Source organism: Mycobacterium attenuatum (genome assembly GCF_900566085.1).
Lineage (GTDB): Bacteria > Actinomycetota > Actinomycetes > Mycobacteriales > Mycobacteriaceae > Mycobacterium > Mycobacterium attenuatum.
The window spans coordinates 131,854-154,585 of record NZ_UPHT01000073.1; the positions used below are offsets into that span (position 1 = coordinate 131,854).

A 22,732-nucleotide genomic window follows, 5' to 3' on the forward strand; every position below is an offset into this window, starting at 1 on the left:
CCCGATGGTCAGCAACAGCTAACAATTTAACATCCGCCTGCGTCTGGATGGCAAACTTTTGCAAGGTTCCGGACCCGCGAATCAGGGACGAATTGCTGCCTGGCGAAAAGCCGCCTCCCGCCCGGGTTAGGTACAGATTCGCGATACGCGCAGCCTGCCTCGCGACCCCTCGGTCGCCGGCTTCCATACCGTGACATTTCGTGTTGCGGGACATGGCCCACTGGCCCGACGTTGGCAATCGCCGGCTCGCGGGATTCATCGGACGACTCGCAACCTGGCTTGCCGGCTGAGGGTGGTGAAGCCGGGCCACGCTGACGACTGAACATCTCAAGCAACAGCGCCGTCGCCTCTAGCCCAGCTGTGCCGGCGTCCAGCCACGTGCCTCGATAACGGTCAGCGACGCCTCGATACGCCCGTAGGGGCAAGACTCGGGCGTGCAGGACTTGCAACTCATCGTGCCCGCCCGTCAATCTCGGCGGCAGCTTCGAGCAGCGCGGCGGCCGGCTCGCGCGCTTGGTCAGAATAAAGCTGGTCGTCCGGTCATGGCCCCAGACGACAACACCACGTTTCCGGCGCACCGTGGGCCGAGCCCGTCAGCCGGTCGGAGAAGTTGCGCCAGGTCGGTGACGACGAATAACTGTCGAACGCCGTGGAACCGAGCAGCACCGCCAGGATCATGACCACCCCTGGCGCACCGGCAGCGAGGGCAGATGGTCGAACGGGTTGCCCACCACTATTTGCGTGAGGACGGAGCCTGCCAAAAAGGAGAAAGCCGCGAAAGAGCCATGCTGTAGACGCCGAACGGGTCCGCCCCGCGCCAGCCAGCGCTGGCCGCACAACCTGGCCCCGCTCACCAACACCACCGCGTAGACCAGTACCAGGTCCGCACGCCGGTCAGCGATGCCGAGTCCGGACTTCAGGCGTCATGGTGGTCACGCTCCGGGCTGTCAGGCCGGCACCATCGACATTGGCCCAATAACATCACGGTGCGCAAGCAAACGGTGACGGCGCCGATGCCCAGCACCGGGTGCCCCAGCATGCCCATAAGCTGGCGGGCCTACGCAGACCGTTACCCTAGCCTGAACACCGTTTGCTTCCGGCCGCGCGTGCCCGTGCGGCCGGAAGTGGGCCAGAGACTAGCTGCGGGTCCGCACACCCGGACACGACAAGATGATGCAGGGGAGCACCTGGTGACTCACGCGCCGATTCGACCGACGACCGACGCCGGCCAGCATGGCGTGTCCGACGCGGACATTCCGGCCGACATTTTGGCCGAGGCTCGGCAGCAGGTGCTCGAGCGTGGTGAGGGTCTGACCCAGGCCCAGGTGCTGCAGGTGCTGCAGCTGCCCGACGACCGGCTCGAGGAGCTGTTGGGGCTGGCGCACGAGGTGCGGATGCGGTGGTGCGGCCCCGACGTCGAGGTGGAAGGCATCATCAGCCTGAAGACCGGCGGTTGCCCGGAGGACTGTCATTTCTGCTCGCAGTCGGGCCTCTTCACATCGCCGGTGCGCAGCGCCTGGCTCGACATTCCCAGCCTGGTCGAAGCGGCCAAGCAGACCGCCAAGACCGGTGCCACCGAGTTCTGCATCGTGGCCGCGGTCCGCGGGCCCGACAACAGGCTGCTGGCCCAGGTCGCGGCGGGCATCGAGGCGATTCGCAACGAAGTCGAGATCAACATCGCCTGCTCGCTGGGCATGTTGACCGCCGAGCAGGTTGAGCAGCTGTCGGCGATGGGCGTGCACCGTTACAACCACAATCTGGAGACCGCTCGCTCCTACTTCACCCACGTCGTCACCACGCACACCTGGGAGGAGCGGTGGCAGACGCTCACGATGGTGCGTGACGCCGGCATGGAGGTGTGCTGTGGAGGCATCCTCGGCATGGGCGAGACGTTGGAGCAGCGGGCCGAATTCGCGGCCAACCTGGCCGAGCTGAACCCCGACGAGGTGCCGTTGAACTTCCTCAACCCGCGGCCGGGAACCCCCTTCGGTGATTTGGAGGTGCTGCCGGTCAGCGAAGCGCTCAAGGCCGTGGGTGCCTTCCGGCTGGCGCTGCCGCGCACGATGCTGCGTTTCGCCGGTGGCCGCGAGATCACCCTGGGCGATCTCGGTGCCAGACGCGGGATTCTGGGCGGCATCAACGCGGTGATCGTCGGCAACTACCTGACCACCCTGGGCCGCCCTGCCGAGGCCGACCTGCAACTGCTGGACGACCTGCAGATGCCGATCAAGGCCCTCAACGCCACCCTGTGAGCAGGCAGCACATATGGTCGACACGCTGGGCGATCCGGTCGGTGGTGGCGTCTACAACGTATACACCGGGCAACCGGCGGGCACGGCCACCCCAACCGCTGCCCAGTTGGGCCTCGAGCCGCCGCGGTTCTGCGCGGAGTGCGGCCGGCGAATGATCGTGCAAGTTCGTCCCGATGGCTGGCGGGCACAATGTTCCCGCCACGGACAGGTGGATTCGTCCGACCTGGAGACGCGGCGGTGACGGGCGAATCTGTGCCGCAGGCTGTCGCCGTCCCGGGGGCACCGCCAGCCGCTCGAACGTCCCGTAGAACCGCAGCCATCACGGTCTTGCTCGGCTTGTCGCTGACCGGTGTGGTGGTCGGTGCGCTGTGGGCCTGGGTAGCACCACCGATCCATGCGGTGGTGGCGATGACGCGTGCGGGCGAGCGGGTGCACGACTATCTGGGCGAAGAATCGCAGAATTTCTTCATCGCGCCGTTCCTGATGCTCGGACTGTTGGGTGTGGTGGCGGTGGTGGCTGCGGTGCTGGTGTGGCAGTGCCGCGGATCCCGGGGGCCGGGGATGGTCGTCACGCTGTCGGCGGGGCTGGCCAGCGCCGCGGCGGTGGCGACGGCGGTGGGGGCGTTGCTGGTTCGGTTGCGCTACGGCGCACTGGACTTCGACACCGTGGCGCTGGCAAGCGGGGAGCATTCGCTGACATACGTCACGCAGGCGCCTCCGGTGTTCTTTGCCCGCCGGCCGTGGCTGGTGGCGGCCACACTGCTGTCGCCGGCGGCCACCGCGTCACTGGTCTACGCGATGATCGCGGCCGGAACGGCGCGTGACGACTTGGGCCGCTATGCCGGCATAGGGCAGGCCTCGAACGCGCCGGTGGAGCCGGTGTCCGAAGCCGGGGTGTCTTGACCCTGGTCAGAGCGGCCGACGGTGGACTTTACGTCCGGTGATCACTTTGGCAGCAATGACGGCGAGGCGGGCCATGCCGGCATAGGTCATCGGGTTGAAGATCGTCGGCCAGGTAGTCCGGATCAGATGTTCGCTCAGCGGCCGCCCGGCGAATCGGTCGGTGAGCCAGCGCAGGGTCATCGGAGCCGACAATGGGTGCAGCACCATGTGCTCGTTGAAGGCATCCCGATGGTAGGTGACGTTGGCGCCGCCCGCCGAATACGCCTCGGCCAGCGCGTCGATATCGTCGACGTCGATGAGGTAGTCGTGGACCGCCTGCACGATCAGGACCGGTGGTGCCGGTACCGCGGCACCGAGCTTGATGTCCTGGAAGACGTGCACGATCTCGGGGGTGGACAGGACGTCCTCGAGCGGCTCGTCCAAATAGTCGCCCAAGTTCTTGTTCGCCGTGCGGATGACCGCCTCGATGGTCGTCATCCCCTCCAGCCGCTTGAGTAGGTCGATGCCCGCGTCGTTGGCGTGTTGTTTGATCACCCCGTCCAGGCCGGGGTAGGTGTGTGCGAGCGCAGCGACCACCAGCGAGGGCAGACCTGCGAGCAGGGTGCCGTTGAGCCGGCGGAAGGTGTTACCCAGGTCACCGACCGGTGATCCCAGCACCGCCCCGACGATGTCCAGCTCCGGCGCGTAGTCGCCGGACATTTCGGCGGCCCAGGCGCTCGCCAGGCCGCCGCCCGAGTAGCCCCATAGGCCGATCGGCGCCGACGGAGACAACCCGAGACGTTCCGAATTTAGGGCCGCACGGATGCCGTCCAGCACGCGATAGCCGGGCTCGTACGGCGCCCCCCAGAGTCCCCGTGTGCCTTCATGATCGGGCACCGAGACCGCCCAACCCTCGGCGACGGCGGCGGTGATCAGCAACAGCTCCAGCTGAGTCAATGAGCCCAGGCCCTTGGCCCGGCGCCGCAGCGCGTAGGACGGAAAGCAGCGAGAGGATATGGCGTCGATCGCACACTGATACGACAAAAGCGGACAGGTCTGGCCAGGCGCGGCTTCGGCGGGCAGGATCACCGTGGTCGCCGTCGCCTCGGGGTTGCCGTTCATATCGGTCGTCCGGTACAGCAGCTGGGTCGCAGTGATGGATTGCGGTATCAGACCCAGAAACGCAAGCTCGACGTCGCGTGATCGCAGTACCGTTCCGGGTTCGGCGTGCTGGTAGCCCGCTGGCGGCTGGTAGAAGGGGTCATCGCACGGCAGCAGTGGGCGCACCTTGCGCTGCAACTCCTCATGCGAGGGCCGGCCGATCCATTCCGCGGCGCGCGCATCTGCCAGATTGCCGACGCTAACCATCAGGCTCCCTTCTCGGCCTCGGCGTTTCGCGCATCAATCCGTCCCGGACCAGGAGACAGCGCAATTAGCCCAGTCATAGTCAGGCGCCGGCACCTCAAATGGCGGCCAGCGCCTCTTAGCTACCTCTTATATAGCCTTATTCAGCTCTTATGCAACTTACGGCATCGTCGGTCGCGGGAGCGACAAGGAGGCGGCGTGCCGCTCGTCACAGTCGGTGAACTGGGCAAATGAGAGCACCGTGCGCCCGCGATCCTGCCGACACGCCGAGCCGAAAACAGTCGAGTTTGTGGTGCCGCGGTCCGCGGCCATTCAGAGTTGGCCAGGAGGGCGCAACGCGGCGAATTCGTCGGTCACCCTCAGCTGAGAGTCGGTGAACCGGTACAGCGCCGCGGGGCGGCCGCCGCTGCGACCGGATTGGGCGACGGTACCGGTCTGCGTGATCACGTTGCGGCGTCCCAAGACACGCTGCAGGTTCGTCGCATCGACCTGATAACCCAAGGCGGCACCGTAGATGGCGCGCAGCGTGGACAACGCGAATTCTTTGGGAGCCAACGCAAAACCGATATTGGTATACGACATTTTGGCGACCAGCCGGGCGCGGGCATGGGCGACCATCGGGCCATGGTCGAAAGCCATCAGCGGCAGTGAATTCACCGGATGCCAGCGGGTATCTTCGGGCAACTCCGGGGTCGCGGGGGAGGGAACCAGCCCGAGGAAGGTCGACGCGATCACCCGAGTGCCCGGCACCCGATGCGGATCGGAGAATACGGCCAGCTGTTCGAGATGGGACAGCTCACGCAGATCGACTTTCTCGGCCAGCTGGCGGCGAACTGAAGTTGTCAAATCCTCGTCGTTGCGCAGCCGTCCCCCCGGAAGTGACCACGCGCCCTTCTGCGGGTCTCGGGCGCGTTGCCATAACAGCACGTTGAGCTGCGGCTTCTCGGCACTCGACCGTTGCTCCCGGCCGACGGTGACCATGCGAACCTGGAATACGACGGCCAGCACTTCATGCGCGGTGTTACCATGGGGCATGTTTTCGATTGTAAGTCGAAAACCTGCTGGCGTGAAAGGAGCCGCAGTGACGGTCTTGAGTCGCATGGACACGCTCGGCACCGGCATCACCGACATGACCGCCCGGATCACTGATACGCCAACCGGCTATACCGGGGTCGAGGGCGACGTGCGGTGGGCCGCGGAAGTGCGCCGATTGGCACGATTACGCGGAGCCACGATACTGGCCCACAATTATCAGCTCCCCGCCATTCAAGACGTCGCCGACCATATCGGGGATTCACTGGCGCTGTCGCGTATCGCCGCCGATGCGCCCGAAGACACCATTGTTTTCTGCGGCGTGCACTTCATGGCTGAGACTGCCAAGATCCTCAGCCCGCACAAGACGGTGCTGATTCCCGATCAACGGGCCGGCTGCTCTCTGGCCGAGTCCATTACTGCTGACGAATTGCGTGCCTGGAAGGCTGAGCACCCCGGCGCGGTCGTCGTCTCCTATGTCAACACCACAGCCGAAGTGAAGGCGCTCACCGATATCTGCTGCACGTCGTCGAACGCAGTCGACGTGGTCGCGTCCATCGAACCTGATCGCGAGGTGCTGTTCTGCCCGGACCAATTTCTGGGCGCACACGTGCGCCGCGTCACCGGCCGCCAGAATTTGCACGTATGGGCCGGCGAATGCCATGTGCACGCCGGGATCAACGGTGAAGAGCTCACCGACCAGGCGCGCGCCAATCCCGACTCGGAGCTGTTCGTACACCCCGAATGTGGCTGCGCTACGTCAGCGCTCTACCTGGCCGGCGAAGGCGCTTTCCCGCAAGAGCGGGTGAAGATCCTGTCCACCGGCGGCATGCTCGACGCAGCCCGCCGAACCCGTGCCCGCAAGGTGCTGGTGGCTACCGAGGTCGGCATGCTGCACCAGTTGCGCAGGGCGGCACCGGAAGTCGAATTCCAGGCGGTTAACGATCGTGCGTCGTGCAAGTACATGAAGATGATCACGCCCGCGGCTTTGCTGCGTTGTCTGGTGGAAGGGGCCGACGAAGTCGACGTCGATCCCGACGTCGCGGCAGCGGGCCGGCGCAGTGTCCAGCGGATGATCGCAATCGGTCAGCCCGGCGGTGGCGAATGAGGACCGCGCCCGCCTGGCGCGGTGCGGTCGACGTCGTTGTCATCGGCACTGGCGTGGCCGGCTTGGCCGCCGCGCTGGCGGCCCATCGTGCGGGCCGCAGTGTCGTGGTGCTCAACAAGGCGGCTCAGCGAATCGGGGTGACCGCGACACACTACGCGCAAGGCGGCATCGCGGTGGTATTGCCGAACACCGACGATTCCGTCGAGGCACACGTTGCCGACACACTGGCTGCGGGGGCCGGGTTGTGCGACGCCGGCGCGGTGCACTCGATCGTCGCCGACGGCTACCGGGCGTTGACCGAACTCGTCGGCGACGGGGCGCGGTTCGACGAAACATCGGCTGGCCGTTGGGCACTCACGCGCGAAGGCGGCCACTCCCGGCGACGCATCGTGCATGCCGGCGGCGATGCCACCGGTGCCGAGGTCCAGCGAGCGCTCAACTACGCGGCTGGCGCACTGGACGTCCGCCCCAGTCATGTGGCGATGCGGGTGCTTCACGACGACGCCGCGGTGACCGGCGTCTTGGCGCTCAGCCCGGACGGCGTCGGGATCATCAGCGCTCCGTCGGTCATCCTGGCCACCGGCGGGCTCGGGCACTTGTACAGCGCGACCACCAACCCCGACGGCTCGACCGCGGACGGGATCGCCCTGGCCTTGTGGGCTGGTGTGGCGGTCAGCGACCTCGAGTTCATCCAATTCCATCCGACGATGCTCTACGCGGCGGGCGGCGGCGGCCGACGGCCGCTGATCAGCGAGGCAGTGCGCGGTGAAGGCGCGAAATTGCTGGACCGCCAAGGTCATTCGATCACCGAGGGTGTTCATCCGATGGGCGACTTGGCGCCCCGGGATGTCGTGGCGGCGGCGATCGATGCACGGATGAGGGCCACCGGCGACCCGTGCGTCTACCTCGACGCGCGCGGCATCGATGGCTTCGAATCGCGGTTCCCGACCGTCACCGCCTCCTGCCGTGCCGCCGGTATCGACCCGGTTCGCCAGCCGATCCCGGTCGTCCCGGGGGCGCATTACAGCTGCGGAGGCGTCGTCACCGACGTGTCCGGGCAGACCGAACTACCGGGGCTGTTCGCCGCCGGCGAGGTTGCCCGCACCGGGATGCACGGCGCCAACCGGCTGGCCTCCAACAGCCTGCTCGAAGGCCTTGTGGTCGGTGGCCGGGCCGGAAAGGCTGCGGCCGCGCATGCGGCGGTGGTCGGGCGGTGCGATGCGACGTTGCCAGAGCCCATCCTGCACACCGCGCCGCAGCGTGCCGACTTACAACGCGCGATGAGCCGCGAGGCATCGGTGGTGCGCAGCACCGACGGGTTGCAACGGCTGTCGGTATCGCTGACCGGGCTGATGCGCACGGTCACGTGCCGACGCGATTTCGAAGACATATCGCTGGCGGTTGCCGCGCGCGTAGTGACTGCCGCCGCGCTGGCGCGCACCGAAAGCCGCGGTTGTCACCATCGCGCCGAGTACCCGGACGCCGCCCCCGAACAGGCCCGCAGCATCCTGGTTCGGCTGGCCGACGACCACCACCCGGCGGGTGTGCCGGCGTTGGCGGCGGTGGGTTGATGAAGCTGTCCGACTGCGAACGAGAAGCCGCTCGGCAGATCATCCGGCGCGGACTCGAGGAAGACTTGAACTTCGGGCCGGACGTCACCACGATGGCGACGGTGCCCGCCGGAGCGGCGGCCACAGCGTCGATGGTTCCCCGGGAAGTCGGCGTGGTCGCGGGAGTGGACGTCGCGTTGATGGTGCTGGACGAGGTGATCGGCCAAGACGGCTACCGGGTGCTCGACCGTGTCGACGACGGCGCCCGGCTGCAACCGGGCGAGCCACTGCTGACCCTGCGCGCCGACGTCCGAGGATTGTTGACCGCCGAACGCACCATGCTCAATCTGGTCTGCCACATGTCCGGAATCGCCACTGCGACCGCGGCTTGGGTCGACGCGGTGCACGGCACCGGTGCCAAGATCCGCGACACCCGCAAGACCTTGCCGGGCCTGCGCGTACTGCAGAAATATGCGGTGCGCGTCGGCGGTGGGGTCAACCACCGAATGGGTCTGGGGGATGCGGCGCTGATCAAGGACAATCACGTTGCCGCCGCGGGATCGGTGGTAGAGGCGTTGCGCGCGGTGCGCACTGCCGCGCCCGAGCTGCCGTGCGAGGTGGAAGTCGACTCGCTCGAGCAACTCGATGCGGTGTTGCCCGAAAAGCCCGAATTGATCTTGCTGGACAACTTTCCCGTGTGGCAGACCCAGATGGCAGTGCAACGTCGGGATGCACGTGCACCCAATGTTCTGCTCGAGTCGTCCGGCGGGCTCAGCCTCGAGACGGCCGCGACCTACGCCCGAACCGGGGTGGACTACCTGGCGGTGGGGGCGCTGACACACTCGGTGCGCGTCCTCGACATCGGTTTGGATATGTAGGTCTAACCGGACAGGAGCGTGCGCGCTGCCGGCTTGACGGCTTGCAGGGCTGCCGCATCACCGGCTACCCGGGACAGGATCAGGGCTCCTTCGACCAACGAGACCACTGCGAACGCAATCGATTCCGCATCGGCGGTCGCCCGGCCTTCGGCGTGCAGCCGCTCCGCGATCGCTGCACACCACCCGGTGAAGGCGCGTGCGGAGGCTTCGCGTACCAGGGGGCTGGCGTGCACAGCTTCGGTGGCGATCGGCTCGATCGGGCAGCCGTCGCGATGGTCGCCGGCCAATCCCGCGACCAACAGCTCGACCCATTGGTCGACGACGTCGGCCACCGGCCGGTCGGTGGCCAGGAACCTGCGCAGGAGTTGCTCGATGGCGGTCCCGGCCGTGCCGACGACGGTAGCGGCCAGCTGTTGCTTGCCGTCGGGGAAGTGGTGGTAGAGCGATCCGGCGTTGACGCCCGCTTCATCAAGGATCTGCTTCAGGCCGGTCGCCGCGTATCCCTGCCGACGAAACAGCGCGGCGGCTGTGTCGATCAACGCTGAACGGCTGTGGTCTGGTCGCGGCATGGGTAAAAAATACTTGACAATTCTTGAGTGATCACTCAAAAATACCGGAATGCGGCAGTTGGTTTTCGAAGAGACCGGACGATACGGATGGCACGAGGCACCGGACCCGGCCATCACCACTGCGGACCAAGCACTGGTGCGGCCCCTTGCGGTGGCCTGTTGTGACCTCGATGTCGCGGTTGTCGACGGCCGGGTGCCGCTGACGCCCGGGTATGCCGTCGGTCATGAAGGAGTGGCCGAAGTCGTGGCGGTCGGCGACGGCGTCAGCACTGTCGGCGTCGGTGACCGCGTCGTGGTGCCCTTCCAGATCAACTGCGGCAAGTGCCATGCATGTCGCCGTGGCAGGACGGGCTCGTGCACCTCGGTGCCGCTGATGGCGATGTACGGCATGCGTCCGCTCGCCGGTCTAGATGGCGGCGGATTCATGGCTGACCTGGTGTCGGTGCCCTATGCCGACGCGATGCTGGTTGCGCTTCCCGCCAACCTCGACCCCGCTGATCTGATCGCCGTTGCGTCGCTGTCGGACAACATTCCCGACGCCTGGCGGACTGTCGGGCCCTTCAAAGACGACTTGTTCGGGCTCGAACCCGCTGACCGCCGGGTCTTGGTGGTAGGGCGGTCGTCCATCGGGTTATATGCCGCGGCCTTCGCGGCGGCGCTGGGAGCCCACGTCGACTACGTCGACATCGACGTGCAGCGGCTCGCGGTCGCCGAAAAGTTCGGGGCAAGCGCGCATGACCGGCCGAAACCGGCTAAGGAGTGGGACCCCTATCCCGTCACGGTGCACACCTCGGCCGACCCGTCCGTGTTGGCTGCCGCACTGCGAGCAACCTGGCCGGACGGCGTATGCACGGACACCGGGATCTACTACCAGCCCACGGTCGAGATGCCGTTGCTGTCGATGTACACCCGCGGCGTGCGGTTTGTGACCGGACGGGTCAATGCGCGTGCCGTCATCCCGGAAATCCTGGGCGTGCTCGCCGCCGGCTGCGACCTGTCGCCCGCCGTCGATCGGGTCGTGGCGTGGGACGACGCGGCATCGGCCTGGCCGGCGATGACCGGAAAGACCGTGTTCGCCAGGACCTGATGCCGCCTCGGACGGTGTGTAGCGGGCGTTGTGCGTGGACGCAGGCCGGGCTCCGGGCTTTTCGACTCAACCAGCCTCAGCCGCGAGAAACCTGGGGTGCTCACTGGGGTGCGCTCAGGCGATATCGGCGACGAATATCCCCATGCGACCCGCCTGCAGCCGTGCCATCAACGGCAACCCCGCGCCGTCAGAGCCGGCCGGCAGGATCCGCGGGTTGGTGACGTGCACCTGACGGCGGGTGAACAGTACGTCGGCCTCGCCGGCAGCCAGCACGTTCTTGACCCAGTCGGTCTTGCCGTGACCCAGCGCGATCGCCAGCACATTCCCTTTGCGGTAGGCGGTGACGATGGTCCGGTAGGGCTTGCCGGATTTGCGGCCGCGGTGGGTGATGGTTGCCGCTCCGGGTAGGTAACGCGCAATCGGTTTGAGTGCGGGATTGATGTATCTGATCTGGAAGTTCTCAAACCACGGCGGGAACACCATGGGGACGCCCGGGGCGTTGTTCGGGTGGTCCTTTGCCGACATGGTGGCTGCCTTTCGCGTAGGCGGGCGGCGGCGCCGCTCTACCGGCACTGTACCGGCCCGATATCGACTTGAGCTGCTCTGGGACAATGGTCGTCGTGACTACACCGCCCGCGCTGCTGGCCCGTATCGATCTGCGGGGAGCGGAGTTGACCGCCGTGCGGTTGCGCGCGGCGCTGCCCCGTGGAGGTGCCGACGTAGCGACCGTACTGCCGAAGGTTCGCCCAATCGTGCACGCAGTCGCCGAGCGCGGCGCTGCGGCCGCTTTGGACTTCGGCGAGTCGTTCGACGGAGTGCGCCCCCCAGCCGTGCGGGTGCCGGATGCCGCATTGGACTCCGCGCTGGCCGAACTATCCCCGGAGGTCCGGGAAGCGCTGCAGGTGGTGATCGAGCGGACCCGCGCGGTGCACGTCGGCCAGCGGCGCAGCGACGTCACCACAACGCTGGGCCCCGGTGCGACGGTCACCGAGCGTTGGGTCCCCGTCGAGCGCGTGGGCCTGTATGTGCCCGGCGGCAACGCGGTGTACCCATCGAGCGTGGTGATGAACGTGGTGCCTGCGCAGGTCGCCGGGGTCGACTCACTGGTGGTGGCCAGTCCGCCGCAGATCGGCTTCGGCGGACTGCCGCATCCGACGATCCTGGCCGCGGCCCGGCTGTTGGGAGTCGACGAGGTCTGGGCGGTCGGCGGAGCCCAGGCCGTGGCGTTGTTGGCGTACGGCGGCAACGACACCGACGGGTCCGAATTGACGCCGGTCGACATGATCACCGGGCCCGGCAACATCTATGTGACGGCCGCGAAGCGGCTGTGCCGCTCCGACGTCGGCATCGATGCCGAAGCGGGGCCGACCGAGATCGCCATCCTCGCCGACCACACGGCCGATCCCGCACATGTGGCGGCCGACTTGATCAGCCAGGCCGAACACGACGAGATGGCTGCCAGTGTGCTCGTCACCCCGAGCGTGGATCTAGCCGACGCCACCGACGCCGAAGTTATCGCCCAATTGCAGACCACGGTGCATCGGGCACGGGTGACGACCGCGCTGAGCGGCCCCCAATCGGCGATCGTCCTGGTGGACGACGTGGCGGCCGGCATCAAGGTCGTCAACGCCTATGCCGCTGAGCATCTGGAGATCCAGACCGCCGATGCGCCGCAGGTCGCCGGTCGGATACGTTCGGCCGGAGCCATTTTCGTCGGACCCTGGGCACCCGTCAGCCTGGGCGACTACTGCGCCGGGTCCAACCACGTGTTGCCGACGGCTGGCTGCGCCCGGCATTCCAGCGGCCTTTCGGTGCAGACCTTTCTGCGCGGCATCCATGTCGTCGACTACACCGAGGCCGCACTCAAAGACGTTTCCGGGCATGTGATCACTCTGGCCAAGGCCGAAGACCTGCCGGCTCACGGTGAGGCGGTACGGCGGAGGTTCGAGCGGTGACGGGTCCATCCGAAGGAGGGTCGCCCACCCTTGCGGATCTGCCGCTGCGTGACGATTTGCGCAGTAAATCCCCTTACGGTGCACCGCAATTGGCGGTTCCGGTGCGGCTCAACACCAACGAGAACCCGCATCCGCCTACCAAGGCGCTGGTCGACGACGTCGTGCAGTCAGTGCGGGACGCGGCCGTCGACCTGCACCGCTACCCCGACCGCGATGCGGTGGCATTGCGCCGTGACCTGGCTGTCTACGTGACTACGCAAACAGGGATTAAGCTCGGTGTTGAAAACATTTGGGCCGCAAACGGTTCCAATGAGATCCTGCAGCAACTGCTGCAGGCGTTCGGTGGACCGGGGCGCAGCGCCATCGGATTCGTTCCGTCCTATTCGATGCACCCGATCATCTCCGGTGGCACCCACACCGAGTGGATCGAGACGGTACGCGCCGAGGACTTCGGTCTGGACGTCGACGCGGCTGTCGCGGCTGTCGGCGAGCGTGGACCCGACGTGGTGTTTGTCACCAGCCCCAATAACCCAACGGGGCAGAGCGTTTCCCTGGACGACTTGCGCCGGCTGCTCGATGTGGTGCCGGGGATCTTGATCGTCGACGAAGCCTATGGTGAATTTTCCGCACAGCCCAGCGCGGTCGCCCTGTTGGCAGAGTATCCGACCAAACTTGTCGTCAGCCGCACCATGAGCAAGGCATTTGCGTTCGCCGGCGGGCGGCTGGGGTACTTGGTCGCCACACCGGCGTTGGTCGACGCAATGCTGCTGGTGCGACTGCCATATCACCTGTCATCGGTCACCCAAGCAGCCGCGCGAGCGGCGCTGCGGCACGCCGACGACACCCTGGGCAGCGTCAAAAGCCTGATCGCCGAACGCGAGCGGGTGTCAACGGCGTTGGTGGGCATGGGGTTTCGCGTGGTCCCGAGTGATGCCAACTTCATCCTGTTCGGCACGTTCGCGGACGCGCCGGCCACTTGGCAGCGTTACCTGGATGCCGGGGTTCTGATCCGTGATGTCGGAATTCCCGGCTACCTGCGCGTCACTACCGGCCTGGCCGAGGAGAACGACGCCTTCCTGCGGGCGAGCGCGCGAATCGCTGCCGCCGAACTTGCCCAGACCACCAGCCCCGTAGGAGCGTCATGACCGCCCCCCCAACAGGAAACGTATCCCGTCGTGCGCGCGTCGAACGCCGCACCAGCGAATCCGACATCGTCATCGAACTGGATCTCGACGGCACCGGGCAGGTCGACGTCGACACCGGTGTGCCGTTCTACGACCACATGCTGACGGCGCTGGGCAGCCATGCCAGCTTCGACCTGATGGTGCGCACCACCGGCGACGTTGAGATCGAAGCGCATCACACCGTCGAGGACACCGCGATCGCGCTGGGGCAGGCGCTTGCCCAGGCTCTGGGGGACAAGAAGGGTATCCGCCGCTTCGGCGATGCCTTCATCCCGATGGACGAGGCGCTGGCTCATGCAGCGGTCGATGTGTCCGGCCGGCCTTACTGCGTGCACACCGGTGAGCCGGATCATCTGCAGCACACCACGATCGCCGGCAGCGCGGTGCCCTACCACACCGTCATCAATCGCCACGTGTTCGAGTCGCTGGCTGCCAATGCTCGCATCGCCCTGCACGTACGTGTCCTGTACGGTCGCGATCCGCACCACATCACCGAGGCCCAGTACAAGGCCGTCGCACGCGCGCTGCGTCAGGCCGTCGAGCCCGACCCTCGGACCTCCGGCGTGCCGTCCACCAAAGGTGTTCTGTGACAGAAAAATCGGTTGTAGTCCTGGACTATGGCTCCGGCAATTTGCGGTCGGCGCAGCGTGCGCTACAGCGAGTCGGCGCGTCGGTGGAGGTGACCGCGGATGCCCACGCGGCAATGGCCGCCGACGGGCTGCTAGTGCCCGGGGTCGGAGCGTTCGAAGCATGCATGACGGGCCTGCGAAAGATCGGTGGCGAGCGGATCATCGCCGAGCGGGTGGCGGCCGGGCGTCCGGTGCTGGGCGTCTGCGTCGGCATGCAGATCATGTTCGCGCGCGGCGTCGAGTTCGGCGTGGAGACACCAGGCTGCGAGCAGTGGCCCGGCGCGGTGACGCGGCTGGCCGCACCGGTGATTCCGCACATGGGCTGGAATGTGGTGGATGCCGCCGCGGGCAGCACGTTGTTCAAGGGCCTGGACACCGACGCCCGGTTCTATTTCGTGCATTCCTATGCTGCGCAGCGCTGGGAAGGTGAACCGGCTGCGCTGCTGACCTGGGCCACCCACCAGCTACCGTTCCTGGCCGCGGTAGAGGACGGACCGCTGGCTGCCACCCAGTTCCACCCGGAGAAAAGTGGGGATGCTGGAGCAGCCGTATTGAGCAATTGGGTTGAGGGGCTTTGATATGCCGCTGATTTTGTTGCCCGCGGTGGACGTGGTCGACGGTCGTGCCGTACGCCTGGTCCAGGGCAAGGCCGGCAGTGAAACCGAATATGGCTCGGCGCTGGATGCTGCGCTGGGCTGGCAGCGCGACGGCGCGCACTGGATTCACCTGGTCGACCTGGACGCGGCGTTCGGGCGCGGCTCCAACCGCGAACTGCTGGCCGAGGTAGTGGGCAAGCTCGACGTCAAGGTCGAATTGTCGGGTGGCATTCGTGACGACGATTCCTTGGCCGCCGCACTGGCCACCGGGTGCGCGCGGGTCAACCTGGGCACGGCGGCGCTGGAAAACCCGCAGTGGTGCGCGCGGGTGATCGCCGAGCACGGCGACAAAATCGCTGTCGGCTTGGACGTTCAGATCGTGGACGGTCAGCACCGGTTGCGCGGGCGGGGCTGGGAGACAGACGGTGGTGACCTGTGGGAGGTCCTGGAACGCCTTGATAGCCAAGGGTGTTCGCGGTTCGTCGTCACCGATGTCAGCAAGGACGGCACGTTGGGTGGCCCCAACCTGGACCTCCTGGGGCGGGTCGCCGGTTGCACTGCGGCGCCGGTGATCGCCTCGGGCGGGGTATCAAGCCTGGACGACTTGCGCGCCATCGCCACCCTTGTCGGCAGCGGCGTCGAGGGCGCCATTGTCGGCAAGGCCCTCTACGCCGGGCGGTTCACCTTGCCGCAGGCGTTGGCCGCGGTGCGGGATTAGGCTGACATGGATCTGGCTGCGCAGGTAATGCCGTTGGTCGAGCAGGCATCGGCGATTCTGGATGCAGCGGTGCCACGATTCCTGGATGGCCACCGCGCCGATTCGGCAGTCCGCAAGAAGGGCAACGACTTCGCCACCGAGATCGACCTGGCGATCGAACGGCAAGTGGTCGACGCGCTGGTTGCGGCCACCGGAATCGGCGTACACGGCGAGGAATTCGGTGGGACGCCCGTCGACTCGCCCTGGGTATGGGTGCTGGATCCGGTGGATGGCACATTCAACTACGCTGCCGGCTCGCCGATGGCCGCGATCTTGCTGGGTCTGCTGCACCACGGTGATCCCGTGGCCGGCCTGACCTGGTTGCCCTTCATCGACGAGCGCTACACCGCGGTCGCCGGTGGCCCGCTGGTCAAAAACGGTGTCCCGCGGCCGTCGCTGATGCCGGCCAAGCTGGCCGACAGCCTCATCGGCGTCGGCACGTTCAGCGCCGATTCCCGGGGCCGGTTCCCCGGGCGCTATCGGCTGGCGGTCCTGGAGAACCTCAGCCGGGTCTCGTCGCGGTTGCGCATGCACGGCTCGACCGGTATCGACCTGGTCTACGTTGCCGACGGAATACTCGGTGGCGCAATCACTTTTGGCGGCCACGTGTGGGATCACGCGGCCGGTGTGGCGCAGGTGCGGGCCGCCGGAGGCATTGTCACCAACCTGGCGGGAGAACCATGGACTCCGGCGGCGTCCTCGGTGCTGGCCGCGGCGCCCGGCGTGCACGACGAGATCCTCGACATGCTGCGCAGCACCGGGGAACCGGAGGACTACTGAGATGCACGCCGATACCGGTCTTGCGGTGCGGGTGATCCCGTGCCTGGACGTCGACGGCGGGCGGGTGGTCAAAGGTGTCAACTTCGAAAACCTGCGTGACGCCGGCGATCCGGTGGAACTGGCCGCGGCATATGACGCCGAAGGCGCCGACGAGTTGACGTTTCTCGACGTGACCGCGTCGTCGTCGGGCCGGGCGACCATGCTGGAGGTGGTGCGCCACACCGCCGAGCAGGTGTTCATTCCGCTCACCGTCGGCGGCGGGGTGCGTACCGTGGCAGACGTGGATGCGCTGTTGCGCGCGGGGGCCGACAAGGTCTCGGTCAACACCGCCGCGATCGCCCGCCCCGATCTGCTTGCTGAAATGGCAAGGCAATTCGGCTCTCAATGCATCGTGTTGTCGGTCGATGCGCGCACCGTGCCGGTGGGCTCGCCGCCGACGCCGTCCGGTTGGGAGGTCACCACTCACGGCGGCCGTCGTGGTACCGGCATCGACGCCGTGGCATGGGCGACTCGCGGTGCCGAGCTGGGGGTGGGGGAGATCTTGCTGAACTCGATGGACGCCGACGGCACTAAGGCCGGATTCGATCTCGCGATGCTGCGCGCGGTTCGCGACGCGGTCACCGTCCCGGTCATCGCCAGCGGCGGTGCCGGCGCGGTCGAGCACTTCGCGCCCGCAGTTGCCGCGGGAGCCGATGCGGTATTGGCCGCCAGCGTCTTTCACTTCCGGGAATTGACGATCGGGCAGGTGAAGGCCGCCATGGCCGCGGCGGGGATCACGGTTCGATGAGCCTCGATCCCGCCATCGCCGCGCGCCTCAAGCGCAATGCCGACGGACTGTTCACCGCAGTCGTGCAGGAGCGGGGCAGCGGCGACGTGCTGATGGTCGCCTGGATGGATGACGACGCATTGGCCCGCACTCTGGAAACCCGTGAAGCGACCTATTTTTCGCGATCCCGCGGCCAGCGGTGGGTCAAGGGCGCGACATCTGGACACACCCAGCACGTGCATTCGGTGCGCCTGGACTGCGACGGGGACGCCGTGCTGGTGACGGTCGACCAGGTCGGGGGAGCGTGCCACACCGGCGACCACACCTGTTTCGACGCCGTCGTACTGCTGGAACCCGAGACCTAGCGGGCAGCCACATCCAGGCCGTTGGCCGCGGCCAGCGCCGCATGGGCCCATTCGCGTCGGAACACGGCGGGCTCGATACGGTCCCGGCGGATGACTTCGACGTCGATGACTCGTCCGGTGGTGATGGCCGCCGGCACCCGGAAGGAGAAGGCCGGCCCGTCGGTGGCAACCGCAAGCATGGCGTCAGCGTCTGCAAAACCGTTGGAACGCATGGTGTTTTCGGCCCATCGGGCCGGTTTGAGCCCGCCGAAATCCTTGACGTAGATGACCCAGAGCCGGATGCCGCGCTGGTTGTAGAGCCTGGTCAGTGCCCGGTCGACGATGGCGTGCTCGGCCGGGGTCAAGACGTTCGAGTCGTCGGTGAGGTAGGCGGACAACTGCAGTGCCGGCGTTGATGGTGGCGTGACCCCACCGTTGGGTGATGCGGTTGACGAGGACGTCGCACCGCTGCCCGGGTTGGTGGACGGGCCGCGGAGCAGTCGGATGCCGAGAACCACCGCGACCACGACCAGCGCAAGGGCCACCAACGCCGCAACCAGGGTCGCAGGCTTGGCTCGGCTACCGCGCGCCGCGGGCGGTACGGCTGGAGACGTGATGACCTGCGTCGGTGAGTCTGAAACCGCCGTGAGGCTCGTCGCGGCTGCCGAGTTGGCGCCGGGCTGGCCGGCGAGAGCGGTAGCGAAATCCGCGCACGTCGGGTAACGCTGGTCGGGATCCTTGGCCAGCGCTTTGACGATGACGGCGTCAAGGTGGGCCAGTTCGGGACGGCGTGCACTGATCGGCGGCGGCGGCGCCGACAGGTGCTGGCTGATGACCACCGCCGGATTGGAATGCTGGAACGGAGCAGCGCCTGCCAACAGGTGAAACGCGGTGCATCCCAATGCGTACTGGTCGGCGCGCGCGTCGAGATCTGCGCCCTGCAGTTGCTCGGGAGCGCAATACGCGGTGGTTCCCATCAGCATGTTCGTTGCCGTTAACCCGCTGATCTCGCCGAGCTGGCGGGCGATCCCGAAGTCGGCCAGCAGAATTCGCCGCCGGGGCGTAGCCACGCCCAGCAGAATGTTCGCGGGTTTGACATCCCGATGCAGCAGACCACGCGAATGGGCGTAATCCAGCGCGTCGGCAACGGCGGCAATGATGTCGACGACGTCGGCGTACGGCATCCCGGCGGGGTACTGGCTGCGCAGCAATTGGGCGGCGTCGGTTCCCTCGACGTAGTCCATCGAAATCCACAGTTGTCCCTGAAATTCGCCGCGGTCGTGGATGCCGACGATGTGTTCGTTGTACAAGCTCGCGGCAAGGTCGGCTTCGCGGTTGAAGCGCTGACGAAACTCGAGGTCCGCGGTGAGTTCGCGGGGCAGGATCTTGACGGCATCGCGCCGCGGCAGCCGGGGGTGCTGCGCCAGGTACACCTCGCCCATCCCGCCCGCGCCCAGCCGGCGCACGATGGTGTATCCGGCGAACGACTCGCCTTCGCTGAGGCCTGTACTCTGGCCGGCGCTGGTGGGCATGTGAGCATGCTACTGAGGCCACGCAACCAACCACCGCGTGCTTGCAGACAGCTCGCCGGGGACCATCCCCTACCATCCCCGACCATCGTGTCGGCCCGGCACGCAGCAACCGCTGATCGGCCGGCCGGTGCCATCGGCAAGAATGGCGCTCGATGCTGAAACGCGTGCCCTGGAGCGTGGTGGCGCCGGTGCTTGCGTTCATCGCACTGGTATTGACGTGGGGCCACAAAATCGGCCCACTGCTGGGCCTGCTGGTGGCGGTGCTGCTGGCCGGTGCTGTGCTGGCCGCGGTCCATCACGCCGAAGTGGTCGCGCACCGGGTCGGAGAGCCGTTCGGGTCATTGGTGTTGGCGGTCGCGGTGACTGTGATCGAGGTGGCCCTCATTGTCACGCTGATGGCCAGCGGGGGTCACGAGACAGCCACCCTGGCCCGCGACACCGTGTTCGCCGCGGTCATGATCACTACGAATGGAATCGCCGGGCTGGCGCTGCTGCTCGGCTCCCGCCGCTACGGCGTGACACTGTTCAACGACCAGGGCAGCGGTGCCGCACTGGCCATGGTGACCACCTTGGCGGCGTTGAGTCTCGTGCTGCCCACGTTTACCACCAGCAAACCGGGGCCGGAGTTTTCACCCAGCCAGCTTGCGTTCGCCGCTGTCGCGTCGCTGGGCTTGTACCTGCTTTTTGTATTCACTCAGACGGTCCGCCATCGAGATTTCTTTTTGCCAGTTGCCCAAAAGGGCGTCGAAGACGATGACGGCCATGCGGACCCTCCGAGCATCCGCGTGGCACTGCGCAGTCTCGGGGTACTGCTGGTCGCGCTGGTGACAGTGGTGGGTCTGGCCAAGGTGGAATCGCCGATCATCGAGCGCGCCGTCGCGGCGGTCGGCTTCCCGCCGTCGTTTGTCGGCGTGGTGATTGCCATGTTGGTACTGCTCCCCGAGACCCTGGCCGCAGCGCGCGCCGCGCGGCAGGGCCGCCTGCAGATCAGTCTGAACCTGGCCTACGGCTCGGCGATGGCCAGCATTGGGCTGACAATTCCGACGATCGCCCTGGCCTCGCTGTGGCTCAGCGGCCCGTTGCTACTCGGTCTCGGCCCGACCCAGCTGGTGCTGCTGATCCTGACCGTCGCGGTCAGCATGCTGACCGTGGTGCCGGGCCGGGCCACCCGCCTGGAAGGTGAGGTGCACTTGGTACTGCTGGCCGCTTATGTGTTTCTGTCGATCGTCCCCTGAAGCGGCGTCAGGACCGGGCGCGCAGGGTCGCCAACGCCTTGTCGGCGTGAGTGTCCATGCTGAATTCACTGGAGATGACGTCAAGCACCGTGCGGTCGGTGTCGATGACGAAAGTGGTGCGTTTGACCGGCAGCAACTTGCCGAGCAAACCGCGTTTGACACCGAATTGGGTGGCGACGGCGCCGTCGGTGTCCGACAGCAGCGGGTAATCGAAGTGCTGCATGTCGGCGAACTTGGCCTGCTTGTGGACGGGGTCGGCGCTGATGCCGACCCGGGCGGCGCCAACGGCGGCGAACTCTGCCGCCAAGTCGCGGAAGTGACAGGCTTCCTTGGTGCAGCCCGGCGTCATTGCCGCGGGATAGAAGAACAGAACCACCGGTCCGTCGGACAGCAGCGTGCTGAGCTTGCGAGGCGAGCCGGTCTGATCGGGAAGCTCGAAATCGGCCACGGTGTCACCAGTTTTCATGGCCGTCAGGCTACGCTCAGCGGCCGCCCACTGGCCGGCTTGCCCCCAGACACCCGGCGCTGGATCCGACCATTGAGCACGCTTTACCCACGGGTGGTCGAGCACGTTTATCGGCAGGTGCCGGGGAGCTGAATACGTGTCGAGGGGAGGCGGCCGCCGCCGTCGGAAGATTTTTCAGAAAGGCCCGACAAGTTTGCTGACAATCGAGATATGGGCGCGCGATTGTCATAAAGTTTTGGTACCGAACTGCTCGCGTCAATGGGGAGCGCCACGGTCGTCACCGTGGATTGGGGGGTCAGCCCGGGCAGGCCACCTAAGAAGGGACGGCTGTGATGAATTTTTCGGTATTGCCTCCGGAGATCAATTCGCTGCGGATGTTCGCCGGTGCGGGGCCGGGGCCGATGCTCTCGGCCGCTGCGGCCTGGGATGGGTTGGCCGCCGAGTTGCAGGGCGCGGCCAGCTCATTTTCGTCGGTAACCGCGGACCTGGCGGGCGCTGCCTGGCAGGGTCCGGCGTCGACGGCGATGGCAGCCGCGGCCGCACCCTACGCGGGGTGGCTGAGCGTGGCGGCGACGCAGGCGGCGGGAGCTGCCGGACAGGCCCGGGCGATGGTCAGCGCGTTCGAGGCCGCGCAGGCGGCCACGGTGCAACCGCTGCTGGTGGCGCTCAACCGCAATGCGTTCGTGCGGATGGTGCTGACGAATTGGTTCGGGCAGAACTGCCCCGCGATCGCCGGTGCCGAAGCCGAGTATGAGCAGATGTGGGCACAGGACGTGTCCGCCATGGCCGGCTATCACGGCTGCGCCTCGGCGGTGGCCGCGCGGCTGACCCCGTTTCAGCGGATGCTGCAAAGCCTGCCCGGCCAGGTCAGTGCATCCGTCCCGGCGGCCGCCCCGGCGGGTCCGGACATCGCCTTGTCGATGTTCGGGACGACGCTGTTCCAGTCGGGCACGGCGCACGCCACCTCCGGTTTCGGGGGTGTTGCGCTTGCCGTCGGCGCCAACAGCAACGCCACCGCCAACACCACCATGCTCACCCCGGGCTTAGGTTCCTTTGCCACTGCCATCGGCAACAACAACACTGCCGTGGCCAACGGCACCCTGTGCACGGCAACCGTGGTGGGCAACAACAGCAACGCCACCGGCGGCTTCGGCGGGATCGGCAGCACCGCCTTCGTCACCGGCGACCACTCCGGAGCTTCCGCCGGGTTCAGCAATCGCGACTTCGGCAATCTCGCCGCCGTCTCCGGCAACTACAGCTCGGCACTTGCCGGGTCCGGCAGCGGCAACGCGGCCGTGGCTTTCGGAAACGAGAACACAGTGAGGGCCGGCGGGAACCCCGGTATCGCCGGCGCACCCGGCAGCAACCTCAACTTCGGTTTCGCTCAGGGTACCGGCAACGAAGTCTCGGCTGGCACCCTGAACCCGAGCTCCAGCAACGCCAACGTCGCGGGTGTCCTGCTCGCCAACCACGCCTTTGCCAGCTCTGGTGACGGCAATGCCAACATAGCCACCGTCCTGTCCGGCACCGGCGGCTCCGCGCACGCCGCCAATGGCAATGCCAACCTGGCCACCGTCGTCGCCGGCACCGGCTGTTCCGCCCACGCCGGCTCTGGCAACCTCAACGCGGCCGGGGTCTCGGGGTTGCTACCTTTCACCAATAACCTCACGTCGTCGGCTACCGGCGGCTTTGCCAGCAGCTTCAAGTTCTTGCCGCCGGCCTTGGATCCGTTCGGGCCGTAGCAGGGGTTTTCCTCGCCGCCAGG

The 22,732-nt window shown here is 66.9% G+C and carries 23 protein-coding genes and 1 pseudogene; 17 read left to right on the plus strand and 7 right to left on the minus strand.

Annotated elements, in window-relative coordinates:
- Positions 1 to 591: 591 nt before the first annotated feature.
- A pseudogene (locus EET13_RS31430) lies at positions 592 to 848 on the minus strand (hypothetical protein); the annotation flags it as partial.
- Between the two features lie 342 nt (positions 849 to 1,190).
- Here EET13_RS31430 and bioB point away from each other — a divergent pair.
- From bioB to EET13_RS12805, 3 genes are read left to right on the plus strand one after another with little or no spacing between them, the layout of a single operon-like run.
- On the plus strand, positions 1,191 to 2,252 hold the full coding sequence (bioB, locus tag EET13_RS12795; RefSeq protein WP_122442631.1) for a biotin synthase BioB: 1,062 nt from the start codon (positions 1,191 to 1,193) through the stop codon (positions 2,250 to 2,252).
- A gap of 13 nt (positions 2,253 to 2,265) precedes the next feature.
- Positions 2,266 to 2,493 carry a biotin synthase auxiliary protein BsaP gene (gene bsaP / locus EET13_RS12800; RefSeq protein WP_122442632.1) on the plus strand — a complete coding sequence of 76 codons (228 nt, stop codon included), beginning with the start codon at positions 2,266 to 2,268 and terminating at the stop codon, positions 2,491 to 2,493.
- Positions 2,442 to 3,155 carry a DUF2567 domain-containing protein gene (locus tag EET13_RS12805; protein WP_122442633.1) on the plus strand — a complete coding sequence of 238 codons (714 nt, stop codon included), beginning with the start codon at positions 2,442 to 2,444 and terminating at the stop codon, positions 3,153 to 3,155. The genes bsaP and EET13_RS12805 overlap by 52 nt, the downstream gene beginning before the upstream one ends.
- Before the next feature lie 6 nt (positions 3,156 to 3,161).
- On the opposite strand, the gene EET13_RS12810 is transcribed toward EET13_RS12805, so the two are convergent.
- Together EET13_RS12810 and EET13_RS12815 are read right to left on the minus strand one after the other, a co-directional pair.
- Positions 3,162 to 4,502, minus strand: a complete 1,341-nt coding sequence (locus EET13_RS12810; protein ID WP_122442634.1) for a lipase family protein — start codon at positions 4,500 to 4,502, stop codon at positions 3,162 to 3,164.
- A 309-nt stretch (positions 4,503 to 4,811) separates the two neighbouring features.
- Positions 4,812 to 5,534: an NUDIX hydrolase gene (locus EET13_RS12815; protein ID WP_122442635.1), complete on the minus strand. Its 723-nt coding sequence runs from the start codon at positions 5,532 to 5,534 to the stop codon at positions 4,812 to 4,814.
- A gap of 46 nt (positions 5,535 to 5,580) precedes the next feature.
- Here EET13_RS12815 and nadA point away from each other — a divergent pair, with 46 nt between their 5' ends.
- Genes nadA through nadC form a run of 3 tightly spaced genes read left to right on the plus strand, consistent with a single transcriptional unit; the run spans position 5,581 to position 9,067 of the window.
- Positions 5,581 to 6,639, plus strand: a complete 1,059-nt coding sequence (gene nadA / locus EET13_RS12820) for a quinolinate synthase NadA (protein ID WP_122442705.1) — start codon at positions 5,581 to 5,583, stop codon at positions 6,637 to 6,639.
- Positions 6,636 to 8,210 (plus strand): L-aspartate oxidase, encoded by a 1,575-nt coding sequence (locus EET13_RS12825; RefSeq protein ID WP_122442636.1) that lies wholly within the window; start codon positions 6,636 to 6,638, stop codon positions 8,208 to 8,210. Before nadA ends, EET13_RS12825 begins: the two co-directional genes overlap by 4 nt.
- Positions 8,210 to 9,067 (plus strand): carboxylating nicotinate-nucleotide diphosphorylase, encoded by an 858-nt coding sequence (nadC, locus tag EET13_RS12830; protein WP_122442637.1) that lies wholly within the window; start codon positions 8,210 to 8,212, stop codon positions 9,065 to 9,067. Before EET13_RS12825 ends, nadC begins: the two co-directional genes overlap by 1 nt.
- Before the next feature lie 2 nt (positions 9,068 to 9,069).
- Here the strand turns inward: nadC and EET13_RS12835 are convergent, their stop codons facing one another.
- Positions 9,070 to 9,636 (minus strand): TetR/AcrR family transcriptional regulator, encoded by a 567-nt coding sequence (locus EET13_RS12835; protein WP_122442638.1) that lies wholly within the window; start codon positions 9,634 to 9,636, stop codon positions 9,070 to 9,072.
- A 49-nt stretch (positions 9,637 to 9,685) separates the two neighbouring features.
- Between EET13_RS12835 and EET13_RS12840 the strand changes: the two genes are divergently transcribed.
- Positions 9,686 to 10,723, plus strand: coding sequence for a zinc-dependent alcohol dehydrogenase (locus tag EET13_RS12840; RefSeq protein ID WP_122442639.1), 1,038 nt, complete (start codon positions 9,686 to 9,688; stop codon positions 10,721 to 10,723).
- Positions 10,724 to 10,837: 114 nt separating this feature from the next.
- On the opposite strand, the gene EET13_RS12845 is transcribed toward EET13_RS12840, so the two are convergent.
- Positions 10,838 to 11,248, minus strand: coding sequence for a nitroreductase family deazaflavin-dependent oxidoreductase (locus EET13_RS12845; protein ID WP_122442640.1), 411 nt, complete (start codon positions 11,246 to 11,248; stop codon positions 10,838 to 10,840).
- 113 nt (positions 11,249 to 11,361) lie between these two features.
- Between EET13_RS12845 and hisD the strand changes: the two genes are divergently transcribed.
- From hisD to hisI, 8 genes are read left to right on the plus strand one after another with little or no spacing between them, the layout of a single operon-like run.
- Entirely contained in the window at positions 11,362 to 12,678 is a 1,317-nt protein-coding gene (hisD, locus tag EET13_RS12850; protein ID WP_122442706.1) for a histidinol dehydrogenase, read from the plus strand.
- Positions 12,675 to 13,823: a histidinol-phosphate transaminase gene (locus tag EET13_RS12855; protein WP_122442641.1), complete on the plus strand. Its 1,149-nt coding sequence runs from the start codon at positions 12,675 to 12,677 to the stop codon at positions 13,821 to 13,823. Before hisD ends, EET13_RS12855 begins: the two co-directional genes overlap by 4 nt.
- The gene (gene hisB, locus EET13_RS12860) at positions 13,820 to 14,452 is read left to right on the plus strand and encodes an imidazoleglycerol-phosphate dehydratase HisB (RefSeq protein WP_122442642.1); all 633 of its coding nucleotides are present in this window, start codon (positions 13,820 to 13,822) and stop codon (positions 14,450 to 14,452) included. The genes EET13_RS12855 and hisB overlap by 4 nt, the downstream gene beginning before the upstream one ends.
- Positions 14,449 to 15,069 (plus strand): imidazole glycerol phosphate synthase subunit HisH, encoded by a 621-nt coding sequence (gene hisH, locus EET13_RS12865; RefSeq protein WP_122442643.1) that lies wholly within the window; start codon positions 14,449 to 14,451, stop codon positions 15,067 to 15,069. Before hisB ends, hisH begins: the two co-directional genes overlap by 4 nt.
- 1 nt (position 15,070) lies before the next feature.
- Complete coding sequence (gene priA / locus EET13_RS12870) at positions 15,071 to 15,805, plus strand: bifunctional 1-(5-phosphoribosyl)-5-((5-phosphoribosylamino)methylideneamino)imidazole-4-carboxamide isomerase/phosphoribosylanthranilate isomerase PriA (protein ID WP_122442644.1); 735 nt, start codon at positions 15,071 to 15,073, stop codon at positions 15,803 to 15,805.
- Between the two features lie 6 nt (positions 15,806 to 15,811).
- Positions 15,812 to 16,624, plus strand: a complete 813-nt coding sequence (locus EET13_RS12875) for an inositol monophosphatase family protein (protein WP_122442645.1) — start codon at positions 15,812 to 15,814, stop codon at positions 16,622 to 16,624.
- Between the two features lies 1 nt (position 16,625).
- Entirely contained in the window at positions 16,626 to 17,411 is a 786-nt protein-coding gene (gene hisF / locus EET13_RS12880) for an imidazole glycerol phosphate synthase subunit HisF (RefSeq protein ID WP_122442646.1), read from the plus strand.
- Positions 17,408 to 17,755 carry a phosphoribosyl-AMP cyclohydrolase gene (gene hisI, locus EET13_RS12885; RefSeq protein ID WP_122442647.1) on the plus strand — a complete coding sequence of 116 codons (348 nt, stop codon included), beginning with the start codon at positions 17,408 to 17,410 and terminating at the stop codon, positions 17,753 to 17,755. The genes hisF and hisI overlap by 4 nt, the downstream gene beginning before the upstream one ends.
- Here the strand turns inward: hisI and EET13_RS12890 are convergent.
- Positions 17,752 to 19,266, minus strand: a complete 1,515-nt coding sequence (locus EET13_RS12890; protein ID WP_122442648.1) for a serine/threonine-protein kinase — start codon at positions 19,264 to 19,266, stop codon at positions 17,752 to 17,754. The genes hisI and EET13_RS12890 overlap by 4 nt on opposite strands.
- A 152-nt stretch (positions 19,267 to 19,418) precedes the next feature.
- On the opposite strand from EET13_RS12890, the gene EET13_RS12895 reads away from it, so the two are divergent.
- Complete coding sequence (locus EET13_RS12895; RefSeq protein WP_122442649.1) at positions 19,419 to 20,501, plus strand: calcium:cation antiporter; 1,083 nt, start codon at positions 19,419 to 19,421, stop codon at positions 20,499 to 20,501.
- Between the two features lie 7 nt (positions 20,502 to 20,508).
- On the opposite strand, the gene EET13_RS12900 is transcribed toward EET13_RS12895, so the two are convergent.
- Positions 20,509 to 20,967 carry a peroxiredoxin gene (locus EET13_RS12900; RefSeq protein ID WP_122442650.1) on the minus strand — a complete coding sequence of 153 codons (459 nt, stop codon included), beginning with the start codon at positions 20,965 to 20,967 and terminating at the stop codon, positions 20,509 to 20,511.
- A gap of 332 nt (positions 20,968 to 21,299) precedes the next feature.
- On the opposite strand from EET13_RS12900, the gene EET13_RS31435 reads away from it, so the two are divergent.
- A complete protein-coding gene (locus tag EET13_RS31435; protein WP_244603893.1) occupies positions 21,300 to 22,709 on the plus strand; it encodes a PPE family protein in 1,410 nt (469 codons plus the stop codon).
- Positions 22,710 to 22,732: the final 23 nt, after the last annotated feature.

Coding starts and splice junctions, on each gene's coding strand:
- bsaP (WP_122442632.1), top strand. CDS start 2,266: ATGGTCGACACGCTGGGCGATCCGGTCGGTGGTGGCGTCTACAACGTA.
- EET13_RS12805 (WP_122442633.1), top strand. CDS start 2,442: ATGTTCCCGCCACGGACAGGTGGATTCGTCCGACCTGGAGACGCGGCG.
- EET13_RS12810 (WP_122442634.1), bottom strand. CDS start 4,502: ATGGTTAGCGTCGGCAATCTGGCAGATGCGCGCGCCGCGGAATGGATC.
- EET13_RS12815 (WP_122442635.1), bottom strand. CDS start 5,534: ATGCCCCATGGTAACACCGCGCATGAAGTGCTGGCCGTCGTATTCCAG.
- EET13_RS12825 (WP_122442636.1), top strand. CDS start 6,636: ATGAGGACCGCGCCCGCCTGGCGCGGTGCGGTCGACGTCGTTGTCATC.
- nadC (WP_122442637.1), top strand. CDS start 8,210: ATGAAGCTGTCCGACTGCGAACGAGAAGCCGCTCGGCAGATCATCCGG.
- EET13_RS12835 (WP_122442638.1), bottom strand. CDS start 9,636: ATGCCGCGACCAGACCACAGCCGTTCAGCGTTGATCGACACAGCCGCC.
- EET13_RS12840 (WP_122442639.1), top strand. CDS start 9,686: ATGCGGCAGTTGGTTTTCGAAGAGACCGGACGATACGGATGGCACGAG.
- EET13_RS12845 (WP_122442640.1), bottom strand. CDS start 11,248: ATGTCGGCAAAGGACCACCCGAACAACGCCCCGGGCGTCCCCATGGTG.
- hisB (WP_122442642.1), top strand. CDS start 13,820: ATGACCGCCCCCCCAACAGGAAACGTATCCCGTCGTGCGCGCGTCGAA.
- priA (WP_122442644.1), top strand. CDS start 15,071: ATGCCGCTGATTTTGTTGCCCGCGGTGGACGTGGTCGACGGTCGTGCC.
- EET13_RS12875 (WP_122442645.1), top strand. CDS start 15,812: ATGGATCTGGCTGCGCAGGTAATGCCGTTGGTCGAGCAGGCATCGGCG.
- hisF (WP_122442646.1), top strand. CDS start 16,626: ATGCACGCCGATACCGGTCTTGCGGTGCGGGTGATCCCGTGCCTGGAC.
- hisI (WP_122442647.1), top strand. CDS start 17,408: ATGAGCCTCGATCCCGCCATCGCCGCGCGCCTCAAGCGCAATGCCGAC.
- EET13_RS12890 (WP_122442648.1), bottom strand. CDS start 19,266: ATGCCCACCAGCGCCGGCCAGAGTACAGGCCTCAGCGAAGGCGAGTCG.
- EET13_RS12895 (WP_122442649.1), top strand. CDS start 19,419: ATGCTGAAACGCGTGCCCTGGAGCGTGGTGGCGCCGGTGCTTGCGTTC.
- EET13_RS12900 (WP_122442650.1), bottom strand. CDS start 20,967: ATGAAAACTGGTGACACCGTGGCCGATTTCGAGCTTCCCGATCAGACC.
- EET13_RS31435 (WP_244603893.1), top strand. CDS start 21,300: ATGAATTTTTCGGTATTGCCTCCGGAGATCAATTCGCTGCGGATGTTC.